This window comes from Streptomyces sp. NPDC005963, from assembly GCF_040638655.1.
Classification (GTDB): Bacteria; Actinomycetota; Actinomycetes; order Streptomycetales; family Streptomycetaceae; genus Streptomyces.
In genome coordinates, this window is sequence record NZ_JBEXVD010000007.1 from 113,516 (window position 1) to 133,484 (window position 19,969).

General features: G+C 67.5%; 23 protein-coding genes. 10 read left to right on the forward strand and 13 right to left on the reverse strand.

Annotated elements, in window-relative coordinates; all coding sequences use genetic code 11:
• The first annotated feature begins 26 nt into the window (after positions 1–26).
• Both ABZ348_RS13240 and ABZ348_RS13245 read left to right on the forward strand, forming a co-directional pair.
• Complete coding sequence (locus ABZ348_RS13240) at positions 27–926, forward strand: SDR family oxidoreductase (RefSeq protein ID WP_358932369.1); 900 nt, start codon at positions 27–29, stop codon at positions 924–926.
• A gap of 64 nt (positions 927–990) precedes the next feature.
• On the forward strand, positions 991–1,437 hold the full coding sequence (locus ABZ348_RS13245) for a hypothetical protein (protein ID WP_358932371.1): 447 nt from the start codon (positions 991–993) through the stop codon (positions 1,435–1,437).
• A gap of 75 nt (positions 1,438–1,512) precedes the next feature.
• Here ABZ348_RS13245 and ABZ348_RS13250 read toward each other — a convergent pair whose 3' ends face one another.
• Positions 1,513–2,403 carry a SigB/SigF/SigG family RNA polymerase sigma factor gene (locus ABZ348_RS13250; protein WP_358932373.1) on the reverse strand — a complete coding sequence of 297 codons (891 nt, stop codon included), beginning with the start codon at positions 2,401–2,403 and terminating at the stop codon, positions 1,513–1,515.
• A 282-nt stretch (positions 2,404–2,685) separates the two neighbouring features.
• On the opposite strand from ABZ348_RS13250, the gene ABZ348_RS13255 reads away from it, so the two are divergent.
• Both ABZ348_RS13255 and ABZ348_RS13260 read left to right on the forward strand, forming a co-directional pair.
• On the forward strand, positions 2,686–2,904 hold the full coding sequence (locus ABZ348_RS13255) for a DUF6479 family protein (RefSeq protein WP_358932375.1): 219 nt from the start codon (positions 2,686–2,688) through the stop codon (positions 2,902–2,904).
• 349 nt (positions 2,905–3,253) lie between these two features.
• On the forward strand, positions 3,254–3,910 hold the full coding sequence (locus ABZ348_RS13260) for an STAS domain-containing protein (protein WP_358932377.1): 657 nt from the start codon (positions 3,254–3,256) through the stop codon (positions 3,908–3,910).
• A 16-nt stretch (positions 3,911–3,926) separates the two neighbouring features.
• Here ABZ348_RS13260 and ABZ348_RS13265 read toward each other — a convergent pair whose 3' ends face one another.
• Positions 3,927–4,256 carry a plasmid stabilization protein gene (locus ABZ348_RS13265; protein ID WP_358932379.1) on the reverse strand — a complete coding sequence of 110 codons (330 nt, stop codon included), beginning with the start codon at positions 4,254–4,256 and terminating at the stop codon, positions 3,927–3,929.
• Positions 4,257–4,615: 359 nt separating this feature from the next.
• Between ABZ348_RS13265 and ABZ348_RS13270 the strand changes: the two genes are divergently transcribed.
• On the forward strand, positions 4,616–4,789 hold the full coding sequence (locus ABZ348_RS13270; protein WP_358932381.1) for a CsbD family protein: 174 nt from the start codon (positions 4,616–4,618) through the stop codon (positions 4,787–4,789).
• A 60-nt stretch (positions 4,790–4,849) separates the two neighbouring features.
• On the opposite strand, the gene ABZ348_RS13275 is transcribed toward ABZ348_RS13270, so the two are convergent.
• The 6 genes from ABZ348_RS13275 to ABZ348_RS13300 all read right to left on the reverse strand — a co-directional run bounded on the left by ABZ348_RS13275 (position 4,850) and on the right by ABZ348_RS13300 (position 10,679).
• Complete coding sequence (locus tag ABZ348_RS13275) at positions 4,850–6,355, reverse strand: MFS transporter (RefSeq protein ID WP_358932383.1); 1,506 nt, start codon at positions 6,353–6,355, stop codon at positions 4,850–4,852.
• 201 nt (positions 6,356–6,556) lie between these two features.
• On the reverse strand, positions 6,557–8,038 hold the full coding sequence (locus ABZ348_RS13280; RefSeq protein ID WP_358932385.1) for an oxygenase MpaB family protein: 1,482 nt from the start codon (positions 8,036–8,038) through the stop codon (positions 6,557–6,559).
• Positions 8,035–8,787, reverse strand: a complete 753-nt coding sequence (gene uppS / locus ABZ348_RS13285; RefSeq protein ID WP_358932604.1) for a polyprenyl diphosphate synthase — start codon at positions 8,785–8,787, stop codon at positions 8,035–8,037. The genes ABZ348_RS13280 and uppS overlap by 4 nt, the downstream gene beginning before the upstream one ends.
• A 202-nt stretch (positions 8,788–8,989) precedes the next feature.
• Entirely contained in the window at positions 8,990–9,562 is a 573-nt protein-coding gene (locus ABZ348_RS13290) for a DUF6328 family protein (RefSeq protein ID WP_358932387.1), read from the reverse strand.
• A gap of 243 nt (positions 9,563–9,805) precedes the next feature.
• A complete protein-coding gene (locus ABZ348_RS13295) occupies positions 9,806–10,153 on the reverse strand; it encodes a PRC-barrel domain-containing protein (protein WP_358932389.1) in 348 nt (115 codons plus the stop codon).
• A gap of 355 nt (positions 10,154–10,508) precedes the next feature.
• Positions 10,509–10,679 (reverse strand): hydrophobic protein, encoded by a 171-nt coding sequence (locus ABZ348_RS13300; protein WP_358932391.1) that lies wholly within the window; start codon positions 10,677–10,679, stop codon positions 10,509–10,511.
• A gap of 323 nt (positions 10,680–11,002) precedes the next feature.
• Here ABZ348_RS13300 and ABZ348_RS13305 point away from each other — a divergent pair, with 323 nt between their 5' ends.
• The 3 genes from ABZ348_RS13305 to ABZ348_RS13315 all read left to right on the forward strand — a co-directional run bounded on the left by ABZ348_RS13305 (position 11,003) and on the right by ABZ348_RS13315 (position 13,300).
• Positions 11,003–12,181, forward strand: coding sequence for a phospholipase D-like domain-containing protein (locus tag ABZ348_RS13305; RefSeq protein ID WP_358932606.1), 1,179 nt, complete (start codon positions 11,003–11,005; stop codon positions 12,179–12,181).
• Positions 12,182–12,431: 250 nt separating this feature from the next.
• On the forward strand, positions 12,432–12,839 hold the full coding sequence (locus ABZ348_RS13310) for a DUF2267 domain-containing protein (protein WP_358932393.1): 408 nt from the start codon (positions 12,432–12,434) through the stop codon (positions 12,837–12,839).
• 218 nt (positions 12,840–13,057) lie between these two features.
• Positions 13,058–13,300, forward strand: coding sequence for a hypothetical protein (locus tag ABZ348_RS13315; RefSeq protein ID WP_358932395.1), 243 nt, complete (start codon positions 13,058–13,060; stop codon positions 13,298–13,300).
• Between the two features lie 80 nt (positions 13,301–13,380).
• Here ABZ348_RS13315 and ABZ348_RS13320 read toward each other — a convergent pair whose 3' ends face one another.
• Both ABZ348_RS13320 and ABZ348_RS13325 read right to left on the reverse strand, forming a co-directional pair.
• The gene (locus ABZ348_RS13320; protein ID WP_358932397.1) at positions 13,381–13,626 is read right to left on the reverse strand and encodes a DUF397 domain-containing protein; all 246 of its coding nucleotides are present in this window, start codon (positions 13,624–13,626) and stop codon (positions 13,381–13,383) included.
• A complete protein-coding gene (locus ABZ348_RS13325; RefSeq protein WP_358932399.1) occupies positions 13,623–14,480 on the reverse strand; it encodes a helix-turn-helix transcriptional regulator in 858 nt (285 codons plus the stop codon). Before ABZ348_RS13325 ends, ABZ348_RS13320 begins: the two co-directional genes overlap by 4 nt.
• A gap of 368 nt (positions 14,481–14,848) precedes the next feature.
• On the opposite strand from ABZ348_RS13325, the gene ABZ348_RS13330 reads away from it, so the two are divergent.
• The gene (locus ABZ348_RS13330) at positions 14,849–15,292 is read left to right on the forward strand and encodes an ATP-binding protein (RefSeq protein ID WP_358932401.1); all 444 of its coding nucleotides are present in this window, start codon (positions 14,849–14,851) and stop codon (positions 15,290–15,292) included.
• Between the two features lie 83 nt (positions 15,293–15,375).
• On the opposite strand, the gene ABZ348_RS13335 is transcribed toward ABZ348_RS13330, so the two are convergent.
• Entirely contained in the window at positions 15,376–16,485 is a 1,110-nt protein-coding gene (locus tag ABZ348_RS13335; RefSeq protein WP_358932402.1) for a M20 family metallopeptidase, read from the reverse strand.
• A gap of 167 nt (positions 16,486–16,652) precedes the next feature.
• Between ABZ348_RS13335 and ABZ348_RS13340 the strand changes: the two genes are divergently transcribed.
• On the forward strand, positions 16,653–17,270 hold the full coding sequence (locus ABZ348_RS13340) for a hypothetical protein (RefSeq protein WP_358932404.1): 618 nt from the start codon (positions 16,653–16,655) through the stop codon (positions 17,268–17,270).
• A gap of 112 nt (positions 17,271–17,382) precedes the next feature.
• Here the strand turns inward: ABZ348_RS13340 and ABZ348_RS13345 are convergent, their stop codons facing one another.
• Both ABZ348_RS13345 and ABZ348_RS13350 read right to left on the reverse strand, forming a co-directional pair.
• A complete protein-coding gene (locus tag ABZ348_RS13345; RefSeq protein ID WP_358932406.1) occupies positions 17,383–18,468 on the reverse strand; it encodes a DNA alkylation repair protein in 1,086 nt (361 codons plus the stop codon).
• Positions 18,469–18,627: 159 nt separating this feature from the next.
• Complete coding sequence (locus ABZ348_RS13350; RefSeq protein ID WP_358932408.1) at positions 18,628–19,893, reverse strand: serine hydrolase domain-containing protein; 1,266 nt, start codon at positions 19,891–19,893, stop codon at positions 18,628–18,630.
• Positions 19,894–19,969 lie beyond the last annotated feature (76 nt).

Here is a 19,969-nt window from a genome sequence, read left to right on the forward strand (position 1 = left end):
ATACGGCCCATCGAAGGAAGGTCCCCATGCCCGAGAACACGCCCGAGAACCAGTCGGCCAGCGATCCGGTGACCAAGCATCCCCGGCCGGAGTTCCGCCAGCAGGAGCAAGCCCACCCGGGGTGGACCGGCCCGATGGACCCGCCACCGGACCACGGTGAGGACTCCTACCAGGGCTCCGGTGTTCTGAAGGACCGCAAGGTCCTGCTCACCGGCGGGGACTCCGGCATCGGCCGGGCGGTCGCCCTCGCCTACGCACGCGAGGGCGCTGACATCCTGTTCACCCATCTCCCCGAGGAGCAGGGCGAAGCCCGCGAGACGATCCGCCTGGTCGAGGAAGCAGGACGCACGGCGATCGCCGTCGAGTGCGACATCCGCTTCGAAGAAGCGTGCCAGCAACTGATCGAACGTACGGTGAGCGAGTTCGGCCGGATCGACGTCCTCGTCAACAACGCCGCCTACCAGATGTCCCAACCCGACGGCATCGCCCACATCACCACCGAACAGTTCGACCGGGTGGTGCGCACCAATCTCTACGGCATGTTCTGGCTGTCCAAGCTGGCCATCCCTCATATGTCGGCCGGGGCCAGCATCATCAACACCGCGTCCGTGCAGGGGTACAAACCCAGTCCGCACCTGCTCGACTACGCGATGACCAAGGGCGCGATCGTCAACTTCACCCAGGGGCTCGCCCAGATGCTCGCCCAGGATGGGATCCGTGTGAACGCGGTCGCCCCCGGCCCCGTCTGGACGCCCCTGATCCCCGCGACGATGCCCGACACCACCGAGTTCGGCAAACAGTCACCCCTCGGCCGCCCCGCACAGCCCGCCGAGATGGCACCTGCCTATGTGTTCCTCGCCTCGCCCCAGGCCAGCTACATCACCGGCGAGATCGTCAACGCCACCGGAGGCACGCCCCTGCCCTGACCGGTTGACCCGCCCACCCCGCTCGCAACCGTACGGAACGTACGCAACCGTGTTCAGGAGGACCGTGAACGACAACCACTCCGGTGATGGGCGGACCGGCCCGTCACACCGTCGACCCGAAGGCGCGAGTGATACCACCGTCGAAGCGTTGGGTACCCTCTCGGAGGCCCTGGAGACCGTGGAACGGGCCCGCGGCAGCCTCTACGCCTTCCACCAGTTGACCGGGGGCGCGGACCTCAAATTGGACGAGGCACTGGAACAGTTGCGCGCCGCGGGTCACGATGCCCAGGCCGACCTGCTGGAACGCGAGATCATCGGCCGCAACGTCATCCCGGGCCACTGGACCTTCCAGATCGTCGAGGCGTACAACACCCACTACTACCGGCCCTTCACCGAGATCGAGAACCAGATCCGCAGCGAACTCCTGGACGGCCGACAGCACGTGTACGAAGCCGAGATGAAGGAAGCCCGCCGCACCCACGGACATCCGGCCCATACACAGCATCCCTGACGACATATCAGTTACATGCCACCACTGCCTTGACGATGCGTCAGATGCTGGCCGGGTGCGATACGGGAGCGGGCTTCAGCGCTCGGTGAGCATTCCCTCGCGGAGTCGCCCGAGCGTGCGGTTCAGCAGCCGGGACACATGCATCTGGGACAGGTTCAGTTCATCGCCGATGGCCGCCTGTGTCATCTCCCGGCCGAAGCGCATCTCCAGTATGCGGCGCTCGCGGTCGTCCAGTTCCGCCAGGAGGGGCGCGAGACTACGGAAGTCCTCCACGAGCTCCATCGCCGGGTCTACGTCGCCGAGGACGTCTCCGTACGAGGGCCCGCTCTGAGCCTGGCCGTCTTCGGAGTCGGCCATCGGCAGGTCGAGGGAGCCCGCGGTGTACCCGTTGGACGCCACCATGCCCTCGATGACCTCATCGTCGCTCAGATCGAGGAACCCGGCCAGTTCCTGGACGCTCGGGTCGCGATCCAGTACGCCGGCGAGGTCGTCGCGCGCCTTGGCCAGTTCGGTACGCAACTCCTGGAGGCGGCGCGGTACGTGGACCGCCCAGGAGGAGTCGCGGAAGTACCGCTTGATCTCCCCGACGATGTAGGGGATGGCGAACGTGGTGAACTGCACCTCGCGAGTCAGGTCGAACCGGTCGATGGCCTTGATCAGGCCGACGGTACCGACCTGAACGATGTCCTCCATCTCCCCACTGCCGCGGTTGCGGAACCGACCGGCGGCAAAGCGCACCAGGGAGAGGTTCATCTCGATCAGGGTGTTGCGGGCGTACTGGTACTCCGCCGTTCCCTCCTCCAGCTCCTGGAGGCGATCGAAGAAGACCTTGGACAGGTCCTTCGCGTCCCTGGGAGCGATCCGGGCGGGGTCGGCGACCCGCGGGAGATCGCCCAGCCCGGTACGGCCGGTCGTCTGCTCGTACGCGGTGCTGTCACGGTGCGGTGCGGATAGGACGCTCGTCATCGCGGCCAGTCTCCCTTCGAGCGCGGGTGTGGAACTGCGCCTTCCCGAACCCCTGGCGTACACACGTTCCCGGGCCATGTGCTCTCATCGGCGGCCGGGGCCGACAGGGCGTCGACGGCCCTTCGGCCAACCGAACGAGGTGTCGCGGCGTGAGTGTCGGAGCTTGATCGAGGCTGAGAATCCCTCTTGTGCGGCGGATCACCGGGGCCACACGAGTGGAAGACCACACCATCGGTGGGGTGTCACGGGTGTGGTTCGCTCCTGTCGAGGTAGACGCGTCCCATGACCGAACAAGTCCCGTCCTTCGTCCTCGCCGCCGGGAGTTCGGCGTCGCTGTTTCTGATCGCCGTCGGTGTCGTTCTCGTCGTCGGGCTGGTGGTGGCCTTCTGGGTCGGCAGCCGACGCGCCGCCCGGAAGCCCAAGCCGCCCCAGGGCCCCCAGCCGCGATCCGACTCCTGGCAGCCGCCGGACACCCCCACCGACCCCCATCGCCGCGATTAGGGCGGGCATCGAGTCAGCACCCGCAAGGCCGAGGAGAGGCTCTCTGCGGTCGGCGGCCGTCGGGGCTGCGGCGCCGGTTGAAAGCAGTCGGTGCGGGCAGGCGTAGCGGTATGCCGACGAAGACAGCAGTCCAGCGGCCAACCCAACACGACAGTCTCCCCTGGCCACTTACCGAGCGGTTCGCCTTCGGCGCTGTGGTTGCGCCGGGCGCGCGGGGGCCGTCCGTGCGTCAACGCGGCAGCGGCAGCGGCAGCGGGAGTCAGGGTGGCAGTTGCACTCTGCGTGACAGTGGGCCGACGCCCGGTCCTCCGGGAGGGCCGCCTGGCCCTCCGGAAGGGGGACCGGGCCCATGACCACACCCCGGACGACGTTCTCGCACCGGACCCACTTCACCCGCTCCCCTCGGACCGGTAGGGAAGTGGCGGTCATGCAACTGGCCGGTGAGGTCGACCTCGACAACGGCGCACAACTCGACGCTGCACTCCGACTGTGCCTGGCGTGCCGCCCTGCCGCCATCCTCGTCGACCTCACCCGGGTGACCCTCATGGATTGCGCGGGGCTGTCCGTCCTGCACCGCGCGCACGGCACCGCCACCGCCTCGGGAACACGTCTGGCCCTGACCGGCCGCCCCTCCCCCATGGTCGACCGCCTTCTCCAACTCACCGACAGCGGACTGCTGCGTGCGAACGCCCTCTGTCCCCCGGCATGTCCGCACCAGCGCCACGGCCGAAGACCGGGCGCCCACTCGGTCGCTCCCGACCCCGTCCGATCCCCCGCCCGATTCCCAGTCCGGTCCACCGGCCGCTGGAGCGGTATCAATCGGTCCCGCATCGCACGACGAACGGCCGGCGACACTCCGCCAGCGCACGCATCCGGAGCATCCGCAGCCCGCCGCCCCCTGCAACCGTTTCGCCCGATCCCCGCCGCACGCGGGCAACGGACCATCATGGTCGCCTTTGCCGCGACCACCATCGTCAGCTCCTTCGCCGCAGCCCTGGGCCGCTGACCCACTCAAGGTGGGGCTACGACCGCCCGAGGGCCCGCTTGAGCTCCTGCTTGTTCATCGTTGAACGCCCATCGATGTTGCGCTTCTTCGCCTCCTCGTAGAGCTGGTCCCTCGTCGGGCCTTGAGCACCCGAGTGTGACCGCTGGCCACCCCGTTGCGAGGCGGACTTCGGGTCACGCAGCGAAGTCCTGCTCGCGGTCTTGGACTCACCGACGCGAGCACGCTCCTTGTTGACGGTGCGCGCGGCGATCTCCTTCGCCCGTTTCGGCGACTCCCCGCGTTCCTCCGCGGACTCCTTGACATGTTCGTACTGACGTTCCCTCTTGGGGCTCGATCCTCGCGGCATGGCGCGTTCTCCTCGTCGTCGTGGTGTGCCCCGCCCAAGGCCCGGAAGGAGTTCCTCCGGGCGGGGTTTCCTTCGTACGGGTAACCCGTCTGCCGGCCGTCCAACCCCGACAGGGGCCGACCGGGCGTCGGCCGACCAAAGCGGCCAGGTGCGGGGCCGTGTGGAGGTGGCGTGAGGGGACACAGCACGGGTATCCGCCCGGAAAGGCAGAGATCACCGCCCTGACATCGCAAAAAAATTCCCACGGACGCAGCCATACGGCGCTGAGCTGTGGGCAGTAGCCCAGCAAGACAGTCTCCACAAATCACCGTGTAATGGTTCATGGATGGAAAATCCATAACAAGACGGAAGGAATCATCATGGCGAAGGACGAGAAGGCAAAGGCGAAGGCTCAGCAGGTCAAGGGCAAGGTCGAGAAGGAAGCCGGCCGCGCCGTGGGCAATGAGCGCCTGGCGGCGAAGGGCCGGGCCAAGGAGTCCGAAGGCCACGCCCGCGCGGCCAAGGAGAAGGCCAAGGACACCTTCAAGCCGTAGCCCTACCTCCCGCCCGCTGCCGACGGGCCACCCGACCTCGTACCGCGAGGACCCGGGCCGTCAGACCGCCGGAGTGGTCGGTTCCCGTCCGGTGCCGTCCTCGGCACCGGACGGTCGTACGGAGAGCGGTGTGGCGATGTCCTCCAGTGAGCGGCCCTCGGCGGCGACGGCGAAGAAGACGGCGACCAGCCCGGCGGCGACCATCAGTGCCGCTCCGATGCAGAAGGCGAGCACAGCGTCCGGTACGACGCCGCTGCTGGTGAGTCCGGCGAAGACCAGGGGCCCGGAGATGCCACCGGCTGCGGTGCCCATCGCGTAGAAGAAGGCGATCGACATCGCCCTGGTCTCCATGGGAAAGATCTCGCTGACGGTCAGATATGCCGAACTCGCTCCGGCGGACGCGAAGAAGAGGACCACGCACCAGCAGAGGGCCATGGTGGTCGCGGTGAGGACTCCGGCGCCGAAGAGGGCGGCGGTCCCGAAGAGCAGCAGCCCGGACAGGATGTACGTACCTGCGATCATCGGGCGCCGGCCCCAGGTGTCGAAGAGGCGTCCGAGCAGGAGCGGTCCGAGGAAGTTGCCCGCGGCGATGACGGCGAAGTAGTAGCCGGTGGACCCGGTGGGCACGTCGAAGAACGTGACCAGGATGGTTCCGAAGCCGAAGGTGATGGCGTTGTAGAGGAACGCCTGCCCGATGAAGAGCGAGAACCCGAGCGTGGCCCGTCGCGGGTAGACCCGGAAGACCGTTCGAGCGATCTCCCCGAAGCCGATGGTGCCGCGCTGGTGGACGGTCATCTGCCCCTTGACGTCCGGCAGGGGCCGCCCGATGTCCTTCTCGACCTCGCGTTCCACCGCGTCGACGAGACGCTCGGCGTCGTCGGCCCGCCCGTGGATCAGCATCCAGCGCGGGCTCTCCGGGACATGGCGTCGGACCAGCAGGATCACCAGTCCGAGTACGACGCCGAGGGCGAACGTGAGCCGCCAGCCGACGTCCTTCGGGAACAGGTCGGTGTTGAGCGCGAGGACGGACAGGAGCGCACCGCCCATGGCGCCCAGCCAGTAGCTGCCGTTGATGATCAGGTCCACCCGGCCCCGGTACTTGCTGGGGATCAACTCGTCGATGGCGGAGTTGATCGCCGCGTACTCCCCGCCGATGCCGAAGCCGGTGAGGAAGCGGAAGAGGAAGAACCACCAGGCGGAGAAGGAGACGGCGGTCAGTGCCGTGGCCGCGAGATACACCGACAGGGTGATGAGGAACAGCTTCTTGCGGCCGTAGTGGTCGGTGAGCCGGCCGAAGAACAGGGCCCCGGAGCAGGCCCCGGCCACATAGAGCGCCGCGGCGACCCCGGTGATCTGAGCATCCGAGATCGCGAGTCCGCTGCCGTCCTCCGAGATCCGACCGGCGATGGCGCCGACCACGGTCGCTTCGAGACCGTCCAGGATCCATACGGTCCCCAGGCCGACGACGATCATCCAGTGCCATCGGGACCAGGGCAGCCGATCGAGCCGCGCCGGCACCTTCGTGGTGATGGTGGGTGCCGCCTGCCCCTGCCCGTTCCCGCTCATGCCCTGGCGCCTCCGACCGGTGACGAGGACCCACCCGTACGATCCGGGCCCCAGGCGCCCACCCGTACCACGCGGTGGCGGCGGGTAAACGGGATCGCCAAGAGTGGTGGACCGGACGGGCGCAGCGTCGTCAGGGCTGGACGCTTTCGGCGAGTACACGGATGCCGCTGGAGGCAGGGAGGGAAACCGGCTACACACGCATCACGCCTGCGCCAGCAGCGGATCGAATGCCGTGGAGCGTTGGCGGCCCGACATGAACGACAGGAACTCCTTGACGAACGCACTCCTGGAGTACGTACCGCCGGTGTCGGCCAGGTCGCGTTGGAAACCGGTACGGAACAGGGTCCGGTACTCGTCCGCGTCGATGGACTGGTTGCCGTCGGCGTCGGTGGCGTCGAAGAGCACGTCCGCGACCTTGATCAGTGCGGGTCCCGCGAGGGTCGGTACGGCCGCGGCGTACTCCTCGGCGCTGATGCGGCCGTCACCGTCGCTGTCGAGGGCCTGTTGCAGTTCCTTCCACCACTCCGCGTAGGCGGCATACAGCCTGGTCTCCGCGGGTTCGTCCAGGTCGAGACGGCCGGCGAGCTCACGCGCCATGGCTGCGAGGTCGGGCCAGTCCAAGGAGCCGTCACCGGTCTGGTCCAGCACGGTACGGAAGAACTCCTCGGCGCTGCGCTGGGACCCGGTGGCAGTGGTGGGCTCCGGCTCTGCGGGCAGCGGAGTGATCAGTCTGAGCAGGGCGCCCGCCCGCTTGATTCCATCCCGTACCGCCATGACGGTACGGGCGCGCGGGTCGTCGCTCTCGGGGGAGAGTGCCAGCAGGCTGGCCACTCCCTCGGCGTTGATCCAACCACCGGGTACGAAGCGCACGAGGCCGGCGGCCAGATAGGCGGTCTGGGTCAGCGTCTGCGCACCGGGGATCTCCGGCAGTCCCGCCCGGCGGCGGAAGGGTTCCGGCAGGGACGCCACGGTGATGGCGCCGATGACCGGCCCCGCGAGCGCCCGACCCGCCGCCCAGACGGTGGGCAATCCGTCGAGCAACGCCGGTGCGGGCAGATGGTCGAACAGCTTGTAGAGGATGATCCGCAGCGCCTCGGTGTTCTCCAGTTCCTCTTCGACCACGCGGTCGTAGTACCGCCAGAACTCGTTCAGCGTCGGCGGCAGATGGCCGGCCTGGTCGCCCAAGGCGGCCAGGAACGCTTGGAACTCCGCGTACAGACGCTCCATCGTGTGCTGCTCAAGGGGCTGGCCGCTGAGCCGGCACATGGTGACGGTGCTTTCGAACAGGGTCGCCACCACCCAGGCGCGCACTTCGGGGTCCATCGCGTCGTACGGATGGTTGCGTGCGTCGGTGCCGTTCAGGCGCGAGTGGAGTCGGTTCAGCCGTGCCGCCTCGCGCTGTCGCACCTCGTCATCGGCGCCGAACATACGTTGGAGGCTCAGGAAGGTGTTCTGTAGCCGTCGCCACGGATGGGCCACGAACGTGGAGTTGTCGATCAGCGCGGCACCGATCTGGGGGTGCGCGGCCTCCAGCACGGTGGCCCGGATCACCGCAAGCGCCCAGCGCGGATCGTTGAAGAACTCGTGGAACTGCGATCCCGGGCCGAAGAGGGGATCGGCGTGCGGGGTGCGCTCCCCGGGCCCCGGGTAGCTGTCGGCCTGGGAAGCGTTGGTGCTGGTCACGGTCGATGGGCTCCATTCACGGCCGGGGTGACGCCACCGAAGCGGCGGTCGCGCTGTTGGTAGGTGTGCAGGCACTCCACGAAGTGCGCCGCACGGAAGTCGGGCCAGAGAACGGGAGGGAAGACCCACTCGGCATAAGCGACCTGCCACAACATGAAGTTGGAGATGCGCTGCTCACCGGAGGTGCGGATGACGAGATCCACATCGGGCGTGTCGGGGAAGGGAAGATGGGCGGCGAAGGTCTCCTCGGTGACCCCATCGGCCGGTGTTCCGCTGCGGATGAGCGACCGCGCCGCCTCGACGATGTCGCTGCGCCCGCCGTGATCGAACGCAACGGTCAACGTCATGCCCCGGTTGGCCTCGGTCAACGTCATCAGGTCGGCGAAGTCCTGGGCCAGGGGCGCCGGGACCTTCGAGTCCGACACACCGAGGAACCGGCAGCGAATCCCCCGGGCGTGCAACAGCGGTGCATGCTTGCGCACCACGCGGCGCACCAGATGCATCAGGAAGTCGACCTCGCCGCTCGGGCGTCGCCAGTTCTCGGTCGAGAAGGCGTAGAGGCTCAACCACTCCACCCCGGTCGAGCGGGCCGCTTCGATGACGTCGATCACCGTTGTCTCCGCGGCACGGTGACCCGAAGTGCGCGGTAGGGACCTCTGTGCCGCCCATCGGCCGTTGCCGTCCATCACACAGGCGACATGGCGCGGCACGCTCCGGCGTAGGCCCTCACTCGTCGGGCGGGGTTCCAGGGCCCGCACCGGTAATCGGGCCGACCCGTTGACGTCTGTTCCTACCTGCACGTGCGCCCCTCCCGTTTGCCAGGAGGATGCCGGGCACCTTCACCGTGCGTACGGGAGTTGACGACCCATTCACTCGTACGGGGACCCCGGCGTATGGGAGGAGCGGGAGGAGCGCGACCCGGTGAACCTATGTGTCGATGCCCGTTGCGGGTCAGGGGGTGGGGGTGCGATTCGCCTGTTGCCGCAGCCGGAAGGGGAGGACGTACCAGCAGAGGGCGAACCAGAGCATCACCACGGCGCTGATGGTGGTGGCGAGGGGCCCGGGCAGGACCACATGGAGGATGAGGAGCAGGGTGCAGCCGATGGTGCAGGCGAGGAGGACCATGCCGCCGACCATCAATCGGCCGGCCATGCGGACGACCTCGTCCTTCATGCGCTGGCCCGAGAGGAAGCGGTGGATCGATACGGGGGCTATGAGCGAAGCGGTGGCCAGGGCGCCGAGGGCCACGGTCAGCACGTAGAGGGCGCGGCCCGGTGTGTCCAGCTCACGGAACGTCGGGGTGAACGCCAGGCTCAGCAGAAACCCGAACAGGATCTGTACGCCGGTCTGGGCCACTCGGGTCTCTTGCAGAATTTCGTTCCAACGCCGGTTCTCCCGCTCGCGCGGAGTCTCCTCCGGCTCATCCCGTGCGGTGTCCCGGCTGCTCCGGCCGTCCTCGGTGCCGCACTGGCACCGGCACACCTGCACGGTGTGGTGTCTCTCGCTTCCATCCGTCACGCTCATCGGCGCACCCTCCCTTTTCTGGCCGTGCGTCTACCCTCCTGAAGCGGGAACACGCCGTACTCGCCTCCCCCTGGGCGCTCCGGCACCCCCAGGCGCCCGTACGAGCATCACAACCCGGCTACGAACAGGATGAGCCGGGGCCTACGGGGGCAGACGAACGAGGCGGGTGCGGCCCCTGGGGAGGTCAGCCGCACCCGTCGATCCTCGTATCGTGCCGGTGGTTCGTGTCGGTGGTTCGAGCCGCTAGATGCGGGGCGTTCCGTAGTAGGTGCCGACCTGGTGGTGATAGCTGGCGTCACCGATGTGCCGGTCCTTGTCGAACTCGGGCGAACCCTTGATCTCGTCCTTGGTGCGGTCGACGTAAACCTTCTGCTCGGCAGGGTCAATGCGGGAAATCGTGCCCGCCGGCAGCAGTACATGCTTGCCGAAGATCCACATACCGGTGTCCACGACGATGTGCGCGGCGTCGACGTCCTCGGAGTACTTGTCGACCTTGCCGATCTGACCGTCGGTGGCCTCGACCTTGAAGCCGGTCAGGTCCGCACCCGTCTGATGCCCGGACGCTGCATTGTATCCCCAGATGTTCGTCATGAAGGTTCCTTTCGATCAAGTGATTGCCTGGGGCCGGAAAGTGAAACTCATCGACCCGGCAGGCTGACTCATAGAAGCGCCTTCCCAGCGCACTCGGGAACATTCACGAAAAGTACGACCAACCCGAGATCCAATCGACAAGGAACGCAATGGAACCCGCAATAGGTACTGGCCATCCAAGGCTCGGATCACCTTCTTCGCGTCCCCTTCGGCGTAGCCCACAACAGCACTTCCCACGGTCTAGGCCACGGCATCCCGCGCGCCTTCCACGCTCAACAGGGCCGCTCTGAAACGCTGATGGGGCTGGTACGGAGAATTCCCTCCGTACCAGCCCCATCAGCAACAAGAAGCGCTTTTACCAACGGTACCAGCGACCGCGGCGGCCACCACTACCACCCGGCCGGACAACGAAGCCCAGCAACCATACGACGAGCACGATGACCGCTATCCACCACAATGCCTCCAGGGCAAATCCGGCACCGAAAAGAAGAAGCACGAGCAGCAATACGAGAAGCAGGGGAACCATGATTATCAACCTCCGAGAAACCAGGTGCCCCGGCCGGGAACAATCACGCATGCAATTCTCAGGGTTTTCCTCCGTTCAGGCACGGGCACAAGACGGAGTTGCTGCGATTTCCGGGCGCGGTGGCTGTTGACAGCGGCCCGTTCACGCAGTGCGCGTGTAGAGTCAGCCCATCGTGCCTGCCGATCCTCGGGGCGGCATTTCCTAAAAAACGGCCAGGTGACGCCATGACACGACTGCCGCCCGAAAGCGACTCGTCGCACACCCTGACATCGGACGACGAGTCGTCGGACAGACCGTCGTTGGACGACGTGCCGCCGGAGGATATGCCGCCGGACGACCTGTCGTTGGACGAGCGGAAGCAGCGGATGCGGCGGCGGCTGGAGCGATTGATCGGTATCGCGGCCACCGAAGGCAATGCCCTCCTGCCGCTGCGCAACGGGGATGAGATCTTCCCCGCGATGCTGGAGAGCATCCGCAACGCGGAACACACGGTCGACATGATGACCTTCGTGTACTGGCGCGGCGACATCGCCCGCCAGTTCGCCGAGGCGTTGGCCGACCGCGCCCGCAACGGAGTACGGGTGCGGCTGCTCCTGGACGGCTTCGGCAGCCGGCTCATCGAGAAGGACCTGCTCGACCTCATGGACCGGGCCGGGGCCGAGGTCGCCTGGTTCCGCAAGCCGCTGTACCTCTCCCCGCTGAAGCAGAACCACCGCTGCCACCGCAAGGTGCTGGTCGTGGACGAGTCGGTGGCCTACACCGGCGGTGTGGGCATCGCCGAAGAATGGTGCGGAAACGCGGGCAGCACCGACGAGTGGCGTGACACCCACGTCCGGGTGAGCGGTCCCGCCGTGGACGGCATCGCAGCCGCGTTCTCACAGAACTGGGCCGAGTGCCACGACTCCCTCTTCGACACCCACGACCGCTTCACCACGCACTCCCCGCAGGGCGACTCCGTGGTGCAGGTCGTGCGCGGCTCGGCCAGTTTCGGCTGGCAGGACATGCAGACCCTGATCCGCGTCATGCTCGAATCCGCCCAGGAACGTTTCCGCCTGGCCACCGCCTACTTCGCCCCGGACGCCTACTTCATCGACCTGATCTGTGCGACGGCCAGGCGCGGGGTCGAGGTGGAGATCCTGCTCCCCGGCCCCCACACCGACAAACGGGTCTGCCAACTCGCCGGCCAACACCACTACGAAGAACTCCTCGACTGCGGGGTGAAGATCTTCCAGTACCAGCCCACGATGATGCACGCCAAGATCATCACCGTTGATCAGGTCGCTTCGCTGATCGGCTCAACCAACTTCAACCGCCGCTCCCTCGACCATGACGAAGAGGTCATGCTCGCCGTTCTGGACACGTCGTTCACCGCCACCCTGGACAGCCACTTCGACGAAGACCTAGAGGCCAGCGAACGGATCCAGAAGGGGCGCTGGAAGCGGCGCTCCGCAACGCAGCGCCTGCGGGAGGCGTCCGTCGCCCCCATCCGCAGGTTCCTCTGACCGGGGCCGACGCGAGGTCGGTCCACGTTCCGACCTGACCGCCGCACCGAGGGAACGATTCGTCCCGAGTCGCAGCACGGACACGGGCATGAGCACCCCCGATGCGGGCACCCGTCTCCGCGACGGGTCGTGCTCCAACCTCCCGCGGGGCGCGACCCGTTGGGGCACCACACACCAGACAGCCTGCATGACGAACCGCTCCTCTGCCGCCCGGTAGCCCCGGACGGCTCCGAGAAAGGACACCCCTACCTTGCCGTGGCAACTCCTCCTCGAACAGGTCAGGTACGCCGGTCTCTACGCCACCCCGGACGAGGGCGAACAGGCCCTACGAGCGGTGCTGACCGTTCTCGGCGGCCAGCTGGCCGGTGAGGAGCGCGCCGAGCTCGCCAAGCTCCTCCCCGAGGAGGCGGAGCAACTGCTCCTGGAACAGCGTCCGCTCGCCGAGCCGCTGAGCGCGCCCGCGTTCGTCGGCGCCGTCGCCTTCCGACTCGCGCCCACCACCTCTCCCCAGGCGCGTTGGGCAACCAGCACCGTCCTCACCCTCATCGCCCAGTGCGCGGGCCGCCCCCTCACGCGCCGGATCCTCGCGAAACTCCCCCAGGGGCACGCGGTCCTGTTCGGTCACACAGGGTTCACCCCCACCGCAGCGGCGGCCTGAGGGCGGATCGTATGGAATTGCTCCTGAACGCTCGGTGATCCGCGGTATGCGATCCGCCTGCCCCCTTCAACAAAATTGGTGCAGACCACTTGTCGATGATCGTGGCGTGCGGATAGCTTTCGTCCGGGTCGGCCGGGCAGATCACTGCGCTGCCGGCGGACCACGGGGAGAAGAGCTGCCACCGGATCACCCATCGCACCGCACCTTCAGGAGTTGTGATGACCTTGAGAAGAAGTGCTGCCAGCGTCCTCGCCGGTCTCGTCACCCTCGGCACCGTCATGTTCGCGGGTGCCAGCTCCGCTTCGGCCTCGATCGGCTACCGTGCGATCGGCGACTACCCGTCGGACGTCACGTGCCATGCCGCCGGCCAAGCCGTGAAGCACCTGTACGGGCCGCTCTACAATTGCACGCCGCACCAGTTCGTCCCCGGTGTCTACACCCTCTGGGTCCGTGTGCTCTGAGTTCGTGCTGCCTCAAGCCCCCACGGCAGAACGCCCCGCCCCCGGAGGTTCGGGAGCGGGGCGTTCCGCCGTGCGGTGGGTCAGCTGTGGGACGCGTACGTAAGGAAGGCGTCCCAAGCCTCCGGGGCCACGGCCAGTTGCGGGCTCTGCCGCAGCTTGGAGTCCCGGACATGGATCGTGGTGGGGCAGGCGGCGACCTCGACGCAGTCGCCCTGACTACCACTGCTGTAGCTGGACTTGTGCCAGGACATCGCCACCTCGACGCAGTCATCGCCCTGCGAGCCGCTGTAGCTGCTCTTGAACCAGGCCAGTTCGGACGTGCTCATAGCGTTCCTCGCAATCGCTTCAACAGGCCCAAGGAGTCCTCGGGGGTCAGGGCCTGTGAGCGCATCTTCGCATAGCGTTGATGAAGACGGCTGACCTCTTTCGGGTCGGAAATGAGGCGTCCGTTTTCCTGGCCTTCCGAGTAGCCGAACCACCGGTTGTCCGGGGTCTCCGCCAACTGGAGTGGTCCGTCCAGACCCGCGTGGACCGGCTGCCTCAGCGGCATGAGCTGCAGTTCCACGTTCCAGTTGCGCTCGATCAAGCCCAACAGGTGGTCGTACAACTCACGTGTTACGGCGTCCCCTCCGGTGTGCCGTTCCAGCACCGCCTGTTCCACGATGAAGCTGAATGACGTTGGCGGTTTCCTGCTCGTGGACAGTAGGTCGTGACGAGCGAGTCGAGCCGCGATCCGCTGGTCCATCGTCTCCGCGTCCGGCAGGGGCGGCACGCTGAACGTCACCGCCCGCGCATACCCCTCCGTCTGCAACAACCCCGGCACCACCCGGCACTCGTAGGTGTTGAGGCTCACCGCCTCTGCCTCCAGCTTGGCCCACTGGCGGAACCAACTGGCCAGACCTGGTTGGCGGGAGAGGTGACGGGCTGCGCCGCGCAGGGCTCCGAAGGCGTCCAGGATCTCTTCCGCACGTTCCACGAAGTCCGGTGGCGGGAAGCGGCGGCCCTGTTCGATGGAGGCGATGGTGGGGACCGAGTAGCGGACCCTCGGGGCGAACTCCTCCTGGGTCAGGCGCGCCCGTTTGCGGAACGCTTTGACGACCTCGCCGAACGCCCTGAGGCTGTCCGATGTCTCCGGTTCACCGCCGGCGGCGAGGCCGCCCGCACCCGTACCGTCCGTCATTCCAGACACCTCCCGCGCGACCGTTGTTCTCCGTATCCAACGCGTCAACACGGCCATGTTCACGGGCGGTTACCACTACCGTCCAGGGCCCGGACCCGTACGCTGCTCCCGCGTACCAGCTGCTGGGAGCTCGTTCCAGCAGGTCAGCGGCGTACGTACGGAGTTGCCTGACATGAGCAGACCACAAAAGCGCAACCATCGCACATATGTGCACTCCATCACCCGGTGTGGGCGGGTCCGAATGCGGGGCGACCGGCGCGGAGGTTACGGGCAGTGGGTCCTACGGTTGCTTCCCCAACCCCTACGGTGGTTCAGCGTAGGGGCGGTCGATCTGGTGAACACCGCTGGCCAACGGGCAGATTGGCGCCATGCCAGCTTCTCCCTTCCCCAACACCGACGCGACCGCAAACGTCTTCCGGGAGCGGTTCACCTCTTCACCGTTGGGCGCCCGATTGGCTCGTCGCCTCGCGGGCTACCGACTCCAGGACTGGGGTGTCCCCGCCCACTCCGCCATGGGTGACATCGCGGCCCTCCTCATCGCGGAACTCGCCGCGAACGCGGTGACCCACGGCCGGGTGCCCGACGCGGACTTCGAGTTGGAGATCTCGCTCACGCCCGAACTGCTGCGGATCGATGTCTCGGACAGTCACACACAGCGGCCCCCGGAACCCGGAGCACTGGTCGCAGCACGGCTCGACCAGGACTGCGGGCGGGGGCTGATGCTGGTGGAAGCGCTCGCCGACCGGTGGGCGGTGGTCGATCGGTCTCCCCTGGGGAAGACCGTGCGCGCCGAAGTGGACCGACGACGCTGACCGCTGACGTCCGGCGGGTGCTGTTCGGCGGGTGCTGTTCCACGACCGTACGAGCTCACCCGCCGGTCACGGTCCGTACGGGCCTACTCGCCGCGGGAGTCCCGGATCGCGTTCACCAGGCCGGTGACGAGGTTCGCCCGCTCCTCCATCGCGTCGATCACCAGATACTCGTGATCGGCGTGGGCTCCACCGCCCACCGCTCCCAGGCCATCGAGCGTGGGCACTCCCAACGCGCCCGTGAAGTTGCCGTCGCTGCCGCCACCGACCGCCTTGCCCAGGATGCCCGGTTGGATGCGCTGCGCCATCGCGAACAGTTCCGCCGATGCCGACTCCGGCATCGGCGGCCGGCCCACCGCCCCCCGGACGACGATCTCCGCCTCGTCCAGGTGCGGGGCGAGTGACGCCATCCACGTCTCGACGCGCGTCTTCTCCTCGGCCGATTCGACGCGGACGTCGACCAGTACCGTCGCCTCCGCGGGAATCACATTGTCCGTGGTTCCCGCGGACGCCACCGTAGGCGTCACCGTCGTGCCGATCTCGGGCCGGCTCAGTGCCGAGATATCCAGCACCTGGTGGGCCGCTTCGATCAGGGCGTTCACCCCGGCTTCGGGCTCCAGCCCCGCATGGGCCGCCCGCCCCTTGATGGACACCTCGAAGGTGCCGCACCCCTTGCGTCCCGTCTTCAAACCACCGTCATCGGCGGCGCCTTCGAACACCAGCACAGCACCGCAGGCACGGGCCCGCTCCTCGATCAGGGCACGTGAGGTACGCGATCCGACCTCCTCATCGGCGGTCACCAGGATCTCCACACCCGACAGGTCGTCCAGCGCCGCCAAGCCGTGAACGGCCTGCACCAGACCACCGAGCATGTCGAAGACTCCCGGGCCCGTCGCCCGCCCGTCCGCCACCCGGAACGGGCGGCTCTCCAGCGTGCCCAGCGGGAAGACCGTGTCATGGTGACCGAGGATCAACACCCGGGGCTCGCCACCGCCCTCCCAGCGCACGTGTGGTCCGGCCTTGCCCTCCACCAGAACGGCCTGCCCACCGAGTCGGTTCTCGATGAGCGCCGCGACCGCGCGGGCCGACGCGTCCAAGGCAACGAGATCACGTGACGGGGACTCGACCTCGACGAGCGTCCGCAGGTCCTCGATCATCGCGTCAACGCTCACAGCAGCGCTCTTGTGCATCGTCATGCCACCAAGATACGGGCCCTGCGCCGTTCGACAGGGCCGCCACCGAACCGGCCCGGCCCCCGACGCAGGGCGTTCCTCCTGGATCACCCTGTTGACCGGACCGATACAGAGGACGGCGAGGTGGAGTGGGTGGCGGGCCTGTCATAGGCAGTGGATAGCCTGCGGGAATGAGCAACGCGATATGGGCTGCCCTGGCAGCAACACCCCTCCCGGAGGTCAGGCGCCGTGCGGCCGTCATGGACGAGCTCGCCGAGGTCCAACCGGTGGTGGTGACCGGCGCGCACCGGCTGGGCTGGAACGACCGGGGCGGCCAGTCCGCGGTCTGGTACTTCGCGGAGGACGGCCGCGTACTGCTGCTGACGTTCGACCACGAGGCGTCGCTGAATCTGTACGCCGAAGAGGATTTCGCCCTTCAGGAGTCCTTCTACGAAGGCGTCCCCGAGTCCCTCGTCGCCCTGGTCCGCGACCGTCCCGAGAACTACGAGTCGCTGAACCTCACGGACACCGCGACGGGCCGCACGATCCACTACGCGGGCGGTGTCTTCTGGTACGACGGCACGCAGTGGCACGTGTCCGACGGTTCGGCGGAGTACTGCCGCCGAACCGACACGGACCTCTTCGGTGAGTCCGGCTTCGACTACTGCCTGAACGTCTACCGCTTCGGCGAGGACTTCACCCCGGAGGCCGTCATGGCCCTCCGGGAACTGGACGGCGAGTACGAGGACGACAACGAGAGGGAAGCCGACCTGGCCGCTCTCCGCGAGGTCTTCGCCCGGCACGGCTAGGACGGCTCTCCTCGCGCACCCGCTCTTCTTGCCGAGCCGTCCCGTTGCCGAGCCGTCTGGTTGCCTAGCCGTCTGGTTGCCTAGCCGTCTGGTTGCCTAGCCGTCTGGTTGCCTAGCGCTCCAGGAGGAAGGCGGCCTGCGGATACGGTCGGCCGTTGACCTGGATCTGAACGAGATGACCACCCGGGTGGTAGCGCCGGGTGGTGATCGGCTTGAAGGAGTGCCGGCGCGTGGCCCGCCAGGTCTCACCGGGGCCGAGCGTCCGCGTGGTGAGCTTGAACACCTTGGGGGTGAGGCTGCCATTGGCCTTGCGGTGGTGGATCACATAGTCGATGACCACTTCGGCGGCCTGCTCGGAGGCATTGGTCACCGCCCAGTCGAACACCAGATGATCGCCGACCCGGATCTCAGGAGTGGTGATGTGCGGACCCTCCACGACGACGGGGAGGTCCGGGGAGTGCCCGAGGAGGGTCAGGGCCGCGGGGTCACCCGACTTGATCAGCGTGCGCAAGCCGTGGCGCACCACGCGGTCGGTGGTGGCCTCGGGCGCTGCCAACCAGCGGGCCGCCACCTCGACGGCCAACGCGGGATGATCACGGCTGATGTCGTTGAGGTGGTTGGAGACGGATCTGCGGACGTACTCGGACTCGTCCCGGTAGAGCGCGTCGAGGACGGGGACCGTTGGGGTCGGGTCCTGGATGAGCGCGGGAATCTGGGGTGCCCAGGGCAACCGTGGGCGGGTTCCCTCGCTCGCCAGCCGGCGGACATGGGGGTCGGGGTGAGTGGTCCAAGGCGTCATGGCCTTGAGCGCCCGATCCAGATCGGCGATGAGGAAGGGGCGGACACCGGTCTCAGCGGTGAGCCGCGGCGTGAGCTCCGCCAGCAGGTCAAGCGCGGGTTCAAAGGCATCAAGACCCCGTACGGAGACCGCTTCCGCGATGGGATAGATCATCCAGCCGGTGAACTCATCGTCCCCCAGCGCGGTGTGCAGGACCCGGGCGAAGGTCGGGTAGTCGGTGGGGAGGTCGGCGAGAACGGCATCCCTGATCGCGGTGACGCGTCCGGTGAAGCTCAGCCCGTCGAGCCGATCGCCGCAGGTGCGGACATGTGCGGCGGTGACATCGTGGCCCGTACGCAGGAGACATCGGGCCAGGGCTGCGGTGGTTTCGGCGTTGAGTAGGCGCTCTGCCAGGGACACGGACTCGGTTCTCCTCGTGTGCGGATCGTGCGGTACTGGGTGCGATCCTGCCGCACCACGAGTGAGTGTCGGCAATGCGCCGGGGCAACGCATTGGCCATGCCCTCGGTGAGCGGTCGGGCCCGTTGCGGTGTGGAGGCGTTGCGCTTCCCCGCTCGGCTCAGCGCATGATCGTACCGATGGACGACCGGATACCGCTCGTGCCTCCCGCTTCCGCGTCGCCGGCACTGTTGTGCTCGGTGCCACCCTCGCGACCGGCGCTCGGGGTGCCGCAGAACTGGGCCTCCAACGTTTCGAGCATCCCCGTGGAGCTCCAGTCCCCGTTGAGGTTGAAGGCGAACGCATGGCGACCGTCCCCGGTCGTCGCCGCGTACGAGAGCGAGCCGATCCAACCTCCCCCGTGGCCCCACAACGTCTTGCCGCAACTCGCCGTGAGGCGTTCGAGACCGAGTCCGTAATCCGAGCCGGGGGGCGTGGTCTTCATCGCCTTCAACTGGCGCGGTGAGAGCAGCTTCCCCTTCATCAGCGCACTGTAGAAGCGGTTCAGATCGCCCGCGTTGGAGATGATGTCGCCCTCGGCCCAGGTCTGGGACGCGTTCTGCAAGGTGATGTCGTAGATCTTGGTGGCGGCCGGATCGCGCGACAGCTTGGAGTACGCCCGGCTGCTCGGCCGTGGCATGAGCGAACTGTTCCCCGGCATGACGGTGGCCCGCAGCTTCAGGGGTTTGATGATGCGGTTGCGGACCTCGCGCTCATAGGTACTGCCCGTGACCTCTTCCATGATCAGCGCGGCCAGCACGTAGTTGGTGTTCGAGTACGCGTACTCGGTGCCGGGAGCGGACGTCGGAGGGTTGGACATGGCGGCGGCGACCGCGACCTGGGGTGTCCGGGTCTCGAAGCGGTGCTGGTAGAACCCGGGATCGAGGTACTTCGCCGCATAGGCGGGGTCGTTGATGAAGTCGAAGACACCGCTGGTGTGGTTGAGCAACTGGCGTACGGTGATCTTCCGCCCGTCATGGCCCTGACCGCGCACCACCCCGGGCAGCCAGGTCTCTACCGTGTCGTCGAGGTCCAGACGTCCTTCGGACTCCAGTTGGAGCATGACGGTGGCGACGAACGTCTTGGTGATGCTGGCGACACGGAACCGGTCGTTCGCTCCGCGCGGGGCTCCCGTCTTCAGGTTTCCGACGCCCGCCGTGCCCTGCCACACACCGTCTTCGGTCAGTGCCTGTGCCGTGACACCCGGGATGCCACCGCGGACGATGGCTTCCATCGCCTGTTGTGTTTCCCGGTGTGCGGTGCGGTCCGGATCGTGCCCGGAGTCGTCCGAACGGGCCTGCGCCGGTGCGGTGAAGACGGAGGCGGCAAGCGCCGCCGCCATCAACCCCACCACGCTCGTACGCGTTCTACCGGGTCGTACTGCCATGCGCCACTCCCTACGGTTCGCTGCGCCGCGGGCCTGAGTGGACCGCGCGGTCGCGATGCGGTCGGTCCTGTTGGGT

Excerpts from the sequence above, each read along its gene's own strand:
- ABZ348_RS13240 (WP_358932369.1), top strand. The coding sequence starts at position 27 with ATGCCCGAGAACACGCCCGAGAACCAGTCGGCCAGCGATCCGGTGACC.
- ABZ348_RS13250 (WP_358932373.1), bottom strand. The coding sequence starts at position 2,403 with ATGACGAGCGTCCTATCCGCACCGCACCGTGACAGCACCGCGTACGAG.
- ABZ348_RS13255 (WP_358932375.1), top strand. The coding sequence starts at position 2,686 with ATGACCGAACAAGTCCCGTCCTTCGTCCTCGCCGCCGGGAGTTCGGCG.
- ABZ348_RS13260 (WP_358932377.1), top strand. The coding sequence starts at position 3,254 with ATGACCACACCCCGGACGACGTTCTCGCACCGGACCCACTTCACCCGC.
- ABZ348_RS13265 (WP_358932379.1), bottom strand. The coding sequence starts at position 4,256 with ATGCCGCGAGGATCGAGCCCCAAGAGGGAACGTCAGTACGAACATGTC.
- ABZ348_RS13270 (WP_358932381.1), top strand. The coding sequence starts at position 4,616 with ATGGCGAAGGACGAGAAGGCAAAGGCGAAGGCTCAGCAGGTCAAGGGC.
- ABZ348_RS13275 (WP_358932383.1), bottom strand. The coding sequence starts at position 6,355 with ATGAGCGGGAACGGGCAGGGGCAGGCGGCACCCACCATCACCACGAAG.
- ABZ348_RS13290 (WP_358932387.1), bottom strand. The coding sequence starts at position 9,562 with ATGAGCGTGACGGATGGAAGCGAGAGACACCACACCGTGCAGGTGTGC.
- ABZ348_RS13295 (WP_358932389.1), bottom strand. The coding sequence starts at position 10,153 with ATGACGAACATCTGGGGATACAATGCAGCGTCCGGGCATCAGACGGGT.
- ABZ348_RS13300 (WP_358932391.1), bottom strand. The coding sequence starts at position 10,679 with ATGGTTCCCCTGCTTCTCGTATTGCTGCTCGTGCTTCTTCTTTTCGGT.
- ABZ348_RS13305 (WP_358932606.1), top strand. The coding sequence starts at position 11,003 with ATGCCGCCGGACGACCTGTCGTTGGACGAGCGGAAGCAGCGGATGCGG.
- ABZ348_RS13315 (WP_358932395.1), top strand. The coding sequence starts at position 13,058 with ATGACCTTGAGAAGAAGTGCTGCCAGCGTCCTCGCCGGTCTCGTCACC.
- ABZ348_RS13320 (WP_358932397.1), bottom strand. The coding sequence starts at position 13,626 with ATGAGCACGTCCGAACTGGCCTGGTTCAAGAGCAGCTACAGCGGCTCG.
- ABZ348_RS13325 (WP_358932399.1), bottom strand. The coding sequence starts at position 14,480 with ATGACGGACGGTACGGGTGCGGGCGGCCTCGCCGCCGGCGGTGAACCG.
- ABZ348_RS13330 (WP_358932401.1), top strand. The coding sequence starts at position 14,849 with ATGCCAGCTTCTCCCTTCCCCAACACCGACGCGACCGCAAACGTCTTC.
- ABZ348_RS13335 (WP_358932402.1), bottom strand. The coding sequence starts at position 16,485 with ATGACGATGCACAAGAGCGCTGCTGTGAGCGTTGACGCGATGATCGAG.
- ABZ348_RS13340 (WP_358932404.1), top strand. The coding sequence starts at position 16,653 with ATGAGCAACGCGATATGGGCTGCCCTGGCAGCAACACCCCTCCCGGAG.
- ABZ348_RS13350 (WP_358932408.1), bottom strand. The coding sequence starts at position 19,893 with ATGGCAGTACGACCCGGTAGAACGCGTACGAGCGTGGTGGGGTTGATG.